Source organism: Thalassospira sp. MBR-102 (assembly GCF_040549275.1).
GTDB classification, from domain to species: Bacteria; Pseudomonadota; Alphaproteobacteria; order Rhodospirillales; family Thalassospiraceae; genus Thalassospira; species Thalassospira xiamenensis.
Genome location: NZ_JBEPTC010000004.1, coordinates 38,389 through 51,434, shown reverse-complemented (window position 1 = coordinate 51,434; position 13,046 = coordinate 38,389). Strand labels below are relative to the sequence as shown.

Below are 13,046 nucleotides of genomic sequence, written 5' to 3'. Positions count from 1 at the left end.
TCCCATGACGGCAGACCATGCCACCACGACCGACAACTTGGTAACCCTTGGCGCGCTGATGGCCGAGGCGGTTGGCGCATTGCGTGATGCTGGTATCGAAAATGCCCGAATGGATGCCCGTATTCTATTATCCGATGCAGCAGAAGTTGATGGTAGCCGGATTGCGGCATGGCCCGAGGATGTGGTTGCCAATGACCGTGCAGCAAAATTCCGGGACATGATCGCACGCCGTTTGAAGCGCGAACCGGTATCACGCATTTTGGGGCAACGGGATTTCTGGCGTCACAGTTTCAAGCTGTCCCCCGAAACCCTTGATCCACGCCCCGATAGCGAGACGCTTGTCGAACTGGCTTTGGACTGGCTTGAAGACCGCGACGTGCCGACGGTTATTGATTTCGGAACCGGCACGGGATGCCTGTTGTTATCCATCGTCGGCGATCTGCAAAATGCCCGTGGGCTTGGCGTTGATATCAGTGCGGGGGCAGTTGCCTGCGCACGCGAAAATGCCGACCGCCTTGATCTTGGCGATCAGGTTGAGTTTCGTGTGTCGGACTGGGACAGTGCGATTACGGACGAGGAACGCCAGGAAGGTTTTGATCTGGTGGTGTCCAATCCGCCCTATATCACACGGGCAGATATGGAAATATTATCGCCTGAAGTAAGCGAATATGATCCGCGTCTGGCGCTGACCGATGAAGGTGACGGGCTTAGTGCGTATCGCATTCTGTCACAGGTTGCATTTTCACTCGTCAAACCGGCCGGATTCGTGATTTTTGAAATCGGGCAGGGACAGGAAGAAGACGTTGCCCGCCTTTTGGTCGAGGCCGGATTTGTCGGCGTGGAATATCGGGAGGATCTGGGTGGCATCGTGCGCTGCGTTGCAGCCAAAAAGACCCGCTGTTCTGTCGGGCGCTGTGTGATCTGACCGATCTGCCACGTCATTGCAAAAAAAATACGGGCATTGAAAAAAACAGTTGGAATAAGGCGTCAAGCCATATAGGTTGTTTTTACGGGCCGGGTGCCCGACGCGCTATGAAAGCGCCGTGTTCCCCTGTAAACAGTAATGAATCTCCGTTCCCTTTAAGGTTTTCGGCGGGTTTGTCGTAGTGCCGTTCAATCGGTGCTGTTTAGCGGGAAATATGTTTTTCAGACGGAGTGGTTCCGGGATTCCTTTATGAATCCGGATTTGTCCTTCAACACCAAAGACATGTTGATATGAGAAATAACAACAACAACAACAATAATAAGCGTCCGCGCGGTCGGCAGCAGCCGAATAAACGTCCTGTAAATCCGAAATTTCAGACTTTTGACAGTAACGGTCCGGACGGGCGCGTTCGTGGAAACGCCCAGCAGGTTTACGAAAAATACGTTTCGCTGGCGAAGGATTGTACTGACGATCCGGTCCTTGCTGAAAACTATTACCAGCATGCGGAACACTATCATCGTATTCTGCAAGCCGCGATTGACTGGGAAAACCAGCGTCGTGAAGAGCGTGGCGACAATAACAGCCCGCGTCCGCAGCGAAATGATCGCAATGACCGTAACGATCGGGGCAACAACCGCCCGAACCGTGACGAGCGCAGCGAGAACCAGAATGGGGACGACAGCAGCGACAATTCTGTCAATCAGGATGATGTTGCGGCGTCGGCAGATAATACGTCCAATGATACCGGCACCAATTCGGCCGATAGCAATGATGTTGCAGCTTCTTCTGCTGCTTCTTCCACGGACAACAACGATGGTGATGCTGCACCGGTAAAACGTGCACCGCGTGCACGCCGTGCTGCGCCGCGTGGTCGCCCGCCAAAAGCCGCATCCGAAGACAGCGATCAGCCATCTTTGGATATTGGCCCAGCTGACAATGCCGATGCTGATACCGATACGTCGGCGGACGGCGAAGAAAAGAAACCGCGCAAAGCTGCTGCCGGAACAAGCCGCACACGTGGCCGTCATCCGACAGCGCGTCGTGGCCGCAGCCGTGCTGCCGGTCGCGAAGATGGCGATGAAGGTACAAGCGAAGACAAATCAGCGGAACCGGTTTCCGCCTGATCATTTGGCTTGTCACGATTACAACAGACCCCGCCGGAGAAATCCCGCGGGGTTTGTTGTTTCCGGGCCCTCGAAGTGCCACGTTGCCACAGCTTTATTTACGGTGCTGTCAATTGGACTTCTTGATGTGAAACCCCGCATCCATAAATAGTTAATATGATGCAACTGCAGATTTTAACTGCTATCACTTGATGGAAGTATGACCTGCTGGAGGATCGAAAGGCATTTTAATGCATTGGGGTCTCTTCGCTAAAAGACAGGTAAACATTCTTGGGGGTTGAATGATGGGGGCAGGCTTGTTCCGCGTCATCATGGTACTGCTGTGGGCGCTTGGCGCTATGGTTGTCGCGCTTGGCGTTTTTAACGGTGATTATGAGCTGGCTTTGTTAGGGGCGGTTTGTTTTATCATTCCGATGTTTCTGCCGCTGGTTGTGATCGTGCTTAATCGTGCGCAATCATCCCCGTCGAAGAAAAAACAATCTGTATCACCAATGGTAGCGGCCAAGTTGAAAGCCGAGGGCCAATGGGCCAAGGCCGAAGACCTGGAAGCGCGAAAGCTTCTTGATCCCAAGCCGTCAATCGTTCTGGGACGCTGGGGGGCTGAAAAGCGCCTGATCGGGGCATCGGGATTGCGCCGAGTGATAACATTTGCCAGCAAGCCGGAAGAATATTATCGCGCTTCGGCGGAGCCAAACGCCTTGCTCCATACTGGTGCGCTGTTTGTTTATGAACGTTATGGCAGCATCTATCGTGCGGTGCATGAGCGCCGCAAAAAACTTGGGCAGCGGATCATCGTGATTGATCCGCATGGTCAGGCCGGCGCAGAAACCGATCAGTTCAATCCATGCGATTTTATACGCCAGCAGGGCGAAGGATTAATTGCCGATGCCGGTTTGATTGCCGATACATTGTTGGCACCGGCATTTGTACAGGAACTGGACGAGCAGGAAACACGTGTGGCACGCACCCTTTTGCAGGGGTTCATTGTTTACACAATGCAAACCAGCCTGAAAGAAAGCAGAAGCCTTGCCGAAGTTCGCCGCAACCTGGTCATGCCATCGCACCGTTTCTATAAAATACTTGAGGATCTGATGGGGATTGAATCCGCAGATGGCAGGATTTCTGATATCGCCCTGACGATCCTTGATATGACCGAAGATCAGCGGATGTCGATTATCGAGGCGTGCCGGATGGCAACGGCTGATTTTGACAATCCGGCGATTGCACGTGTCGTCAGCAATAGCACATTTGGTATGGATGATCTGACGGGGCGACCGGTATCCATTTTCATTGTCGGTCAAATGGGAGGTGACACACCGGCCACCCAAACCGCATTCAGCCGGGTGATGATTGGTGCGATGATGCAGCTGATTGCCCGCCGGGACTGGAAAAGCGGGGATGCAGAATTTCTGGTGTTGCTGGACGGTATCGAGGCCGTTGGCCGGATGCCGTTGTTTGAACGTCTTTTGGGTGGCGGACTTGGCGATGGCATGATCATCTGGCCCGGTTTTTCCGGTGTTAGCGGCCTGATGGATGTTTGCCTGAATTGGGAAAATGTTGTAGGGAAGGCGGATGCGATTTCGGTGCTGAGCCAGGACGGGGCTTTCAACCTGGATTGGGTTGCCGGACTGACTGCGATGTCGAAATTTGACGATACCGGGGGTGGTGTAAGCGGTGATCGCCCGGTGCATCTGCGACCCCAGGACAATCAGCCAATCCTGCGATCAACCGAAGTTGCGCGCTTCCCGGTCGAAGAACAGATCCTGTTTCGCAAAGGAATCCCGCCGATCCGGGCATACCGGATCGACTGGTACCATGACGAGATGTTTCAGGGCATGGCCGTACATGCCCCGACATTCAGCTAGCGTTATGCAACGGTGACTACATCCTCCGGATGGATGGCACCGGAACCGAGTGCTTCGACATAAACCCCCATATAAAGGTGGTTCATACCTTTACGCAGCAGCAGGGGCACATTGATGTCGGACTCTGCCGTGCCGGGGTTGACGCTGGTTGCTTTGCAGCGCGTGATCGGGTGGATAACGCGGAAATCTACGCCATTAATCTGAATGATCTGGCCTTCTTCCCATTTCAGTTCCGCCCATGGTTCAAGCCCGTCAATCAGCAGATTACCGCGGAAGCGCATCGGATCGATTTCTGTCTGGGCGACACGGTCGCCGAAATCGCGCACCGATGCCAGATTGATGATCGAGATATAGGGTTCCTTCATGTCGCCGAAGCTGACATCGGGGACAGAATAAATTCTGGGCGTTCCGGCGATCTCGTTTTTCAGGAATGCCGAGAGGAAATCCTCGACCACGGTGCGGCCCATCTTGTCTTCAAGATTGCCTTTGCAGATCACACGACCATTGCGAAGGATTGCCAACGTCGTGGTTGCATCGTCATATTCGATGCCAAGTTCGGCTAGCTTGGGCGTGTTAACCAGTTGCAGGAAATTGCTTTTGCGCGCCCATTCATGCACACCGTCCTGACCAACCGATGATTGGGTGGCGATGATGAAGCGACGATCATCTTGCAGCATCTTGTGTGCAGTGATGTCGGCGGCAGGCATTTCAATGCCGCTGAGCCCTTTGACGGGGTGACGTTTGATGGCTTTAAGCTGGACAGTCATGGCATTCGATCCTGTGTGGCACAATATGCATATCGGCAAACGGGGCGGGCCGGGTTGCAAGCCGTAAAAATATGAAGGGCGACGTTAATGCCTTGCATTCCCAAGGGCAAGACTTCCTGTGCGGTCTTGCGCAACGGATTTGCCGGGAATGACAGTGCTTTTCGTCGCAATCTTGAATGATGCCAGAAAACGGTTTTGCGATGCACAATTAATTCTTGCAACTTTTGTAGGGGTATCGTCTTGCAAAGCCCTGAAACTGAGACATATCAAAGACGTTGGCAATGGAAAGGGTGATAATTTCCATTGTGGATAAAACCACTTAAGGTCGCGGATGCTTCAAAGAAGGTCTGCATGTTACGATACTGTTGGCTCAAGGAGTGACAGGCATGGAATTCGAAAAGTTTACGGACCGGTCCAAAGGTTTTCTTCAGGCCGCGCAATCATTGGCGCTGCGTGAAAACCATCAGCAATTTGTGCCGATCCATCTTCTGAAAGTGCTGCTTGACGACGAAGAAGGTCTGGCAGCCAATCTTATCAAGGCGGCGGGCGGAAAGCCGAAAACGGCACAGGATCGCTGTGCGCAGGAATTGGCAAAACTGCCCAAGGTATCGGGCGGCAATGGCCAGATTTATCTGTCGTCCGACTTTGCCCGGTTGATTGATCAGGCACAGGAAGTCGCCAAGAAAGCCGGTGACAGCTATGTCACCGCTGAACGGTTGTTGCTGACCATTGCACTTGATCCGAAATCGGTTGCGGGCAAGGTTCTGGCCGATGCAGGATTGACCGCACAGGCTCTTAACGGGGCGATTAACGATATCCGCAAAGGCCGCACGGCCGATAGTTCCGGTGCGGAAAGCCAGTATGACGCGCTTAAGAAATACGCGCGTGATCTGACCGCGGCGGCACGAGAAGGCAAACTTGATCCGGTGATTGGCCGTGATGAAGAAATTCGGCGCGCGATTCAGGTGCTGTCGCGCCGGACAAAAAACAACCCGGTTCTGATCGGCGAGCCCGGCGTGGGTAAAACCGCCATTGCCGAGGGTTTGGCGTTGCGCATCGTCAAGGGTGACGTGCCTGAAACGCTTAAGGACAAAAAGCTTCTGTCGCTTGATCTTGGTGCGCTGATTGCCGGTGCCAAGTTCCGCGGCGAGTTTGAAGAACGCCTGAAAGCGGTTATGTCCGAGATCGAGGCCGAAGCAGGGCAGATTGTTCTGTTCATCGATGAATTACACACGCTGGTCGGAGCCGGAAAGGCAGAGGGATCGATGGATGCCTCCAACCTTTTGAAACCGGCACTGGCGCGCGGTGAGCTTCACTGTGTCGGGGCAACGACCCTGGACGAATACCGGCAGCATATTGAAAAGGACGCGGCTCTTGCCCGTCGTTTCCAGCCGGTCTTTGTTTCAGAACCCAGTGTTTCCGACACGGTTTCGATCCTGCGTGGCATCAAGGAAAAATACGAACTCCATCACGGGGTGCGTATTGCCGATAATGCGCTGGTGGCGGCGGCAACCCTGTCGAACCGATACATCACGGACCGTTTCCTTCCTGACAAGGCGATTGACCTTATGGATGAGTCGGCGTCGCGTCTTCGGATGGAACTGGACTCAAAGCCCGAGGAAATTGACGAGCTTGATCGCCGTATCATTCAGCTGAAGATCGAGCGCGAGGCGCTTAAGAAAGAGGAAGACCGGGCATCGAAAGATCGCCTTGGCCGTCTTGACAAGGAACTGGCCGAACTTGAAGGCAAATCGGCGGAGCTGACCGCGAAATGGGAAGCCCAGAAAAAGGAACTGGCGGCATCGACCCATATCAAGGAACAGCTTGATCAGGCACGCGGCGAACTTGAACGTGCGATGCGTGACGGGCGTCTGGACCGTGCCGGGCAGCTTCAATACGAAGAAATTCCGGCACTGGAAAGGTTGCTTGAAAAGGCCGAAGACGATCAGGCCGACGGCATGAAAGAAGAAGCAGTGACCGAAAAGCACATCGCTTCGGTGGTGTCGCGCTGGACGGGGATCCCGGTCGACAAGATGCTGGAAGGCGAACGTGAAAAGCTGCTTGGGATGGAAGATATCCTGCGCAAACGCGTCGTCGGTCAGGATGAAGCGGTGCGGTCGATTTCGAATGCGGTGCGCCGTGCGCGTGCCGGGTTGCAGGACCCGAACCGGCCGATGGGATCGTTCCTGTTCCTTGGTCCGACAGGGGTTGGTAAAACCGAATTGACCAAGGCGCTTGCACAGTTCCTGTTTGATGATGAACAGGCCATGGTTCGCATTGATATGTCGGAATTCATGGAAAAACATGCGGTGTCGCGGCTTATCGGTGCGCCTCCGGGCTATGTCGGGTACGAAGAAGGCGGTTCGCTGACCGAAGCTGTGCGGCGGCGTCCTTATCAGGTGGTGCTGTTTGACGAAGTTGAAAAAGCCCATCCCGATGTGTTCAACGTTCTGTTGCAGGTTCTTGACGAAGGTCGTTTGACCGACGGGCAGGGACGCACGGTCGACTTCCGTAATACGTTGATCATCCTGACGTCGAACCTGGGGGCCGACATTCTGGCCAATCAGGAAGAAGGCCATGACAGCAGCGAATTGCGCAGCCAGGTGATGGAAGTCGTGCGGGCGTCGTTCCGCCCGGAGTTCCTGAACCGGTTGGACGAAGTGCTTCTTTTCCATCGCCTGAAACGTGCCCAGATGGATACGATTGTCGATATCCAGTTGGGTCGTCTTGAAAAGCTGCTGTTTGATCGCAAAATCACCCTGCAGCTTGACGAGTTCGCCAAAAGCTGGCTGGCCGATAAGGGGTATGACCCGGTTTATGGTGCACGTCCGCTTAAACGGGTTGTTCAGCGCTATCTGCAAAACCCGCTTGCGATGCAAATCCTTGAAGGTGGGATCAAGGATGGCGATACCATCCCGGTTTCTGCCGAAGGCGGTCAGTTACTTCTGAACGGCAAGAAGGTCGAACTGGTCGACTGATCATCGCAGATTTGAAATCTTGCAAAACCCCGGTCCCGGATCGGGGTTTTGTCTTTTCAAGGCCATGATCTGCCTGCAGGATGATGAAAATACCAAATCCAAGGGGACATCCATGCGATCACTGCCACCAAAACCCAAGACCTTTACCCGATTGATTGTGTCCGCGTCGTTTCTGGCCCTGATAGCCGGACTATCGGTCGATGCATCTGCGCAATCGTTTTTTGACAAGGCTAAGGAAGCACTTGGCAGCGTGACAGGGAACACGACTGGCAGCCGATCGGGCAGCAGTTCGGCGTCGATGGCGGGGTTGTCCGATGAAACGGTTTCCGATGCCTTGCGTCAGGCGCTTGATAAGGGGGTTGAGGTTGTCACCACCGATCTTGGCGTGACGGATGGATTCAATGCCGATCCGGTGGCGCATATTCCGCTGCCTGATAGCGTCAAGCATGCGCAATCCCTGCTAAGTGCTGCCGGGCTTGGCAGTTATGGCGAGGAAATTGAATTGCGAATGAACCGTGCGGCCGAACAGACCATGCGGGATGCCGGTGATATTCTCGCCGATGCTGTCAGCCGCATGACGCTTGAAGATGCCAAGGGTATTCTTGATGGGCCGGAAGATGCCGCGACGAAATATCTGCGCCGTGTATCGGGCGGGGATATCGAAAGCAGATTGCGGCCGGTAATTGGCGAAGCATTGGCCGAAACCGGCGCGTTGCAGCTTTATGATCAGATGATGGGGCAGTACGACACATTGCCGATGGTGCCCGATATCAAGGCGTCACTTTCCGATCATGCCACCGACAAGGCGATGGATGGCCTGTTTTATTACATCGCAAAACAGGAAGCCGATATTCGCAACGACCCGGCGCGCTGGACAACGGATGTGTTGAAAAAGGTCTTTTCGACCGTGAACTGAACGGCTTAGCTATAACGTTCGGGAAGCTGTTGCCAGCGTTTGCGCATGGCGTTGATTTTATCATCGGGGACGCCATGGATATTGCCAAATCGTCCATGGCATTCGATGATCTGCAATGCGGCATGGTGGCGTTCCGCCATGTCGAGATAGGCCTGCATTTCCCAGATTTCACTAAATGTGTTGGAAACAACAACGCTTTGCCCGGCTGATAGATGCCCGTCGCATTCGGCTTCGCAGCGTGCATGAACGTCACGCAGTTTGCGGCTATCAAACCGGTAATTGCCGTTGCGGTCGATCATGAACTGATCGGCTTCGAGATGGACTGCATCGGTTATCTGGCAAATCGCGGCGGCAAGGGTTGATTTGCCTGATCCGGGAAGGCCCCGGATCAGGGTTAACATCGGTTTATCCGCCAAATGATTTGCCATTGGTTCCTGTTACTGCCCGCCACGTTTGCGCTGATACAGGGCATCAAGAGCCTGGCCATAGGCTGCCTTGATCTTGTGGCGACGGATTTTCATTGATGGCGTCAGCATCTCGTTATCAATCGAGAACGGGCTTTCGGCGAAGGTAAAGCTTCTGACCTTTTCAATCGTCGAAAGACGGCGATTGACATGATCAACCGCGGTGCGGATTTTCTTGCGGAATTCCTCGTTCTCGCCAAGGAGATCAATATTGTTCTCGATCCCGTTTTCCTTGGCGAATTCGCGCATGAAATCCTCGTCCGGCCACAGGACAGCAACCAGATAAGGTTTGTCGTCGCCGTAAACCATCGCCTGGGAAATTTCGGTTTCCAGCGTCAGAAGACCCTCGATCCGTTGGGGCGAGATATTGTCGCCCCCGGAATTGACGATGATATCCTTTTTGCGGTCCGTGATGACAAGGCTGCCTTCTTCGTCGAACTTGCCGATATCCCCGGTATGCAGCCAGCCATCTATGATGGTGGCAGCAGTGACTTCGGGCAGGTTCCAGTACCCCTTCATCATGCTTTCGCCGCGCAGCAGGATTTCGCCGTCATCGGCGATTTTCGCCTCGGCCCCGACCATCGGCGGGCCAACAGTACGCAATTTGTTGTTTTCGGCACGGTTGCACGACACGACCGGGGCAAATTCGGTTTGGCCATATCCCTGAAGGATACGAATGCCGCACGAAACAAACAGAACGCCAAGTTCGTAGTTCAGAGGACCGCCGCCTGATACCATGGCCTTGATCCGGCCGCCGAAACGCTGACGCAATTTGCGGCGCAACAGAATCTCGCAAACGAAATTCTGGATTTTTTCAATCAGGCTGAGCGGTTCTTTTTCGTAAGTCTTGCGACCAAGCTTGAGCGTCAGATTAAACAGCTTCTGCTTGAAGCCGCCTTCTTTTTCGACCATGCGGCTCATGCGCTGATAGAGCATTTCATAAAGGCGCGGCACCGCCGTCATGATGGTTGGTCGGACTTCGGCAAGGTTTGCGGCAAGCTTGTCGAGGCTTTCGGCGTAATAAATCTGCGCGCCGATGCTCATCGGGAAGTAAAGGCCCGCGGTATGCTCATACGAATGCGACAATGGCAGGAAGGACAAAAAGACTTCTTCCTCGATCCCCAGCGTTTCGATGATATCAAACGCCCCCATGCAGTTTGACAGGATCGCCCCATGGCTGAGCATAACGCCCTTGGGCGCGCCGCCCGTGCCGGATGTGTATATCAGGCAGGCAAGCTGATCGCGTTCAATATTGGCAACCCATGCATCGATATCATCGGTTAGTCCGCGCCCCTGCGAAATCATATCTTCCCAGCGGGTGATGGTGATGTCACCAACAAAGCTTTGACCCCAGTCTTCCATCATGATCGCATGGCGGCAGCGCCCGCTATCAAGGGCAGCATGCAAGAACGGCTGGGCGAGTTTTTTGGTCGATATGATGGCAATGCCTGCACCGCTGTCTTCGATCGCGTGCAGATGATCGCGTTCGGTATTGGTGGTATAGGCGGGAACGGTCAGGGCACCAACACACATGATCGCCAGATCGGCAATACCCCATTCGGTGCGGTTTTCCGACACCAGCAAAACCCGGTCACCGGGGCGAACCCCGATTTTATAAAGCGAGCGCGCCAATGCGCGCACCTGATCGGCGGCGTCATTCCAGCTGGTCGGGACAAACTCACCTGTCTCACCATCCTTGGTCCACAAGAACGGCGCATCCCCGTATTTTTCAGCCTGTTTGAAAAACATCGACGGCAAGTTCTGCCAATCGGCATAATCCTGCAAATTCGTCATGACGCTTCCTTGCCTTGTTGTCGTTTCTCTTAGTCTTCATACAGTGATCTTGGCGTCACTGTTTACGTCTGTCACCGCATTGTGATCGCAAACTATCAAAAGTTCGGCGCTTCCATCACAGAGGCACGGGGCCACATTGCTTTTGTTATCAGGGATTGCGGCATTACGCAGCCGGAAAATGATCTTTGAACCGTTCAAATGCGTGCGACTTCACATCGTAGGAAAAATTCGTTGGGTTCCATCGATGATAGCGATTTCACAAGCCGGGTTCAAAACGCTATTGTCGGTATTGAAATTCGCCCCGTTTGATGTGCGCGCACAGACAAAGCTGTTATCGGCACTGGCGCAGGGCCCCCGGCCAGCATATATCGGGGCATGGATGTTTCGGGCCTGAATGTAAAAGGCCTGATGGCATAATCGACTGTCTGGAGGACAAATGAACGCGACCGACAAGAATTTGCCGACCTGGGATCTGACCGATCTCTATAACGATCCCAAAGACCCGGCCATCCGGCGTGATCTTGACGATGCCAAAGCCCGCTCGGACGCCTTCCAGAAAAACTATCAGGGCAAGCTTGCCGATCTTTCGGGGAATGAACTTGCAGCCGCAATTGCCGAATATGAAGCCATCAGTGAAGTCTGTGGCCGGATCGGATCATTTGCCCAACTGCTGTATGCAGGTGATAGCTCGGACGCGGCGATTGGTCAGTTCTATCAATCCGTTCAGGAAGAAATGACGAGCATTTCCAGCCTGTCGCTGTTCTTCGGTCTTGAAATCAACCGGATTGAGGAAGAGGTGCTTTCGACAAAATATGACGAAAGTGCCGCCCTTCGCCGCTATCGCCCGTGGCTTGATGAAAACCGTGCTTTCCGTCCGCACCAACTTTCGGACGAGGTCGAGCAGGTCCTGCATGAACGCCGCGTTGCCGGTTCAAGCGCATGGGTGCGTTTGTTCGATCAGACGATGGCCGATCTGCGTTTCCCGATGAATGGCGAAGAACTGACCATGTCGGATGTCGCCAATATGCTGTCTTCGACCAAGGTGGCGGAACGCAAGGCAGCGGCAAAATCGATTGGCGATGTGCTTGGAAAAAACATCAAGCTTCTGGCCCATATCACCAATACGCTGGCCAAGGACAAGGAAATTGACGACCGGCTGCGTAAATTCGCAACCCCCGTGTCGGCGCGCAACCTGTCAAACCAGGTCGAAGACGATGTTGTCGAGGCGCTGAATTCCGCAGTCGCCAGCAGCCATGCCGATCTGTCGCATCGGTATTACCGTCTGAAAGCCAAATGGTTTGGCGTTGATCAGCTTGATTACTGGGATCGCAATGCGCCGCTTCCAGATGATGATGATCGCCATATCGATTGGGACACGGCGCGTAAAACCGTCCTTAAGGCATATGGTGAATTTTCGCCCGAGCTTGCCGAAGTCGGTCAGAAATTTTTTGATAATCCGTGGATTGATGTGCCGCCGCGCGCCGGTAAATCATCGGGGGCCTTTGCCCATCCGACCGTGCCGTCAGCCCACCCGTACCTTCTGCTGAACTATCACGGCAAAACGCGCGACGTGATGACGCTGGCGCACGAACTTGGCCACGGGGTTCATCAGGTTCTTGCCGGGGAGCAGGGCTATTTCCTGTCTGACACGCCGCTGACCTTGGCGGAAACCGCGTCTGTTTTTGGTGAAATGCTGACCTTCCAGTCGATGCTGCGTGCGGAAACCGATCCGAAGATGAAACGCATCATGCTGGCTGGCAAGGTCGAGGATATGCTCAACACCGTCGTGCGCCAGATCGCGTTCTTTGAATTTGAAAAACGCGTTCATACCAAACGCCGCGAAGGTGAATTGACGGTCGATGAGATCTGCGAGATCTGGCTTGCCGTACAACATGAAAGTCTGGGTGATGCGATCCGGTACGAGGACGAGTACAAATATTACTGGTCCTATATCCCGCATTTCATCCATTCGCCGTTTTATGTTTACGCCTATGCGTTTGGCGATTGCCTCGTGAATTCGCTGTATGACGTTTATGAAAATGCCGAAGACGGTTTCCAGCAGAAATATTTCGAAATGCTGAAAGCCGGTGGCACCAAACGCCATCAGGAACTGCTGGCACCGTTCGGTCTGGATGCCTCCGATCCGGCATTCTGGCAGCGCGGCCTTAACATGATCAAACGCATGATCGACGAGTTGGAGGAACTTTCCTGAG

General features: G+C 54.0%; 9 protein-coding genes. 6 read left to right on the top strand and 3 right to left on the bottom strand.

What is annotated here, in order from left to right; genetic code table 11:
* Positions 1–4: 4 nt before the first annotated feature.
* From prmC to ABIE64_RS09015, 3 genes are all read left to right on the top strand, one after another.
* Entirely contained in the window at positions 5–925 is a 921-nt protein-coding gene (gene prmC / locus ABIE64_RS09025) for a peptide chain release factor N(5)-glutamine methyltransferase (RefSeq protein WP_354377201.1), read from the top strand.
* Between the two features lie 290 nt (positions 926–1,215).
* Positions 1,216–2,049, top strand: coding sequence for a DUF4167 domain-containing protein (locus ABIE64_RS09020; RefSeq protein WP_354377200.1), 834 nt, complete (start codon positions 1,216–1,218; stop codon positions 2,047–2,049).
* Between the two features lie 281 nt (positions 2,050–2,330).
* Positions 2,331–3,914, top strand: a complete 1,584-nt coding sequence (locus tag ABIE64_RS09015) for a type IV secretory system conjugative DNA transfer family protein (RefSeq protein WP_354377199.1) — start codon at positions 2,331–2,333, stop codon at positions 3,912–3,914.
* A gap of 2 nt (positions 3,915–3,916) precedes the next feature.
* On the opposite strand, the gene ABIE64_RS09010 is transcribed toward ABIE64_RS09015, so the two are convergent.
* Entirely contained in the window at positions 3,917–4,681 is a 765-nt protein-coding gene (locus ABIE64_RS09010) for an MOSC domain-containing protein (RefSeq protein WP_354377198.1), read from the bottom strand.
* A gap of 386 nt (positions 4,682–5,067) precedes the next feature.
* Here ABIE64_RS09010 and clpB point away from each other — a divergent pair, with 386 nt between their 5' ends.
* Together clpB and ABIE64_RS09000 are read left to right on the top strand one after the other, a co-directional pair.
* Positions 5,068–7,659, top strand: a complete 2,592-nt coding sequence (gene clpB, locus ABIE64_RS09005) for an ATP-dependent chaperone ClpB (protein ID WP_063092377.1) — start codon at positions 5,068–5,070, stop codon at positions 7,657–7,659.
* A gap of 112 nt (positions 7,660–7,771) precedes the next feature.
* Positions 7,772–8,575, top strand: a complete 804-nt coding sequence (locus tag ABIE64_RS09000; protein ID WP_354377197.1) for a DUF4197 domain-containing protein — start codon at positions 7,772–7,774, stop codon at positions 8,573–8,575.
* 5 nt (positions 8,576–8,580) lie between these two features.
* On the opposite strand, the gene ABIE64_RS08995 is transcribed toward ABIE64_RS09000, so the two are convergent.
* Both ABIE64_RS08995 and ABIE64_RS08990 read right to left on the bottom strand, forming a co-directional pair.
* A complete protein-coding gene (locus ABIE64_RS08995; RefSeq protein WP_040061069.1) occupies positions 8,581–8,976 on the bottom strand; it encodes a P-loop nucleotide/nucleoside kinase family protein in 396 nt (131 codons plus the stop codon).
* 36 nt (positions 8,977–9,012) lie between these two features.
* On the bottom strand, positions 9,013–10,833 hold the full coding sequence (locus ABIE64_RS08990; protein ID WP_354377196.1) for an AMP-dependent synthetase/ligase: 1,821 nt from the start codon (positions 10,831–10,833) through the stop codon (positions 9,013–9,015).
* A gap of 436 nt (positions 10,834–11,269) precedes the next feature.
* Here ABIE64_RS08990 and ABIE64_RS08985 point away from each other — a divergent pair, with 436 nt between their 5' ends.
* Positions 11,270–13,045 carry a M3 family oligoendopeptidase gene (locus tag ABIE64_RS08985; RefSeq protein ID WP_007091106.1) on the top strand — a complete coding sequence of 592 codons (1,776 nt, stop codon included), beginning with the start codon at positions 11,270–11,272 and terminating at the stop codon, positions 13,043–13,045.
* The last annotated feature ends 1 nt before the right edge of the window (position 13,046 follow it).

Excerpts from the sequence above, each read along its gene's own strand:
- prmC (WP_354377201.1), top strand. The coding sequence starts at position 5 with ATGACGGCAGACCATGCCACCACGACCGACAACTTGGTAACCCTTGGC.
- ABIE64_RS09020 (WP_354377200.1), top strand. The coding sequence starts at position 1,216 with ATGAGAAATAACAACAACAACAACAATAATAAGCGTCCGCGCGGTCGG.
- ABIE64_RS09015 (WP_354377199.1), top strand. The coding sequence starts at position 2,331 with ATGATGGGGGCAGGCTTGTTCCGCGTCATCATGGTACTGCTGTGGGCG.
- ABIE64_RS09010 (WP_354377198.1), bottom strand. The coding sequence starts at position 4,681 with ATGACTGTCCAGCTTAAAGCCATCAAACGTCACCCCGTCAAAGGGCTC.
- clpB (WP_063092377.1), top strand. The coding sequence starts at position 5,068 with ATGGAATTCGAAAAGTTTACGGACCGGTCCAAAGGTTTTCTTCAGGCC.
- ABIE64_RS09000 (WP_354377197.1), top strand. The coding sequence starts at position 7,772 with ATGCGATCACTGCCACCAAAACCCAAGACCTTTACCCGATTGATTGTG.
- ABIE64_RS08995 (WP_040061069.1), bottom strand. The coding sequence starts at position 8,976 with ATGTTAACCCTGATCCGGGGCCTTCCCGGATCAGGCAAATCAACCCTT.
- ABIE64_RS08990 (WP_354377196.1), bottom strand. The coding sequence starts at position 10,833 with ATGACGAATTTGCAGGATTATGCCGATTGGCAGAACTTGCCGTCGATG.
- ABIE64_RS08985 (WP_007091106.1), top strand. The coding sequence starts at position 11,270 with ATGAACGCGACCGACAAGAATTTGCCGACCTGGGATCTGACCGATCTC.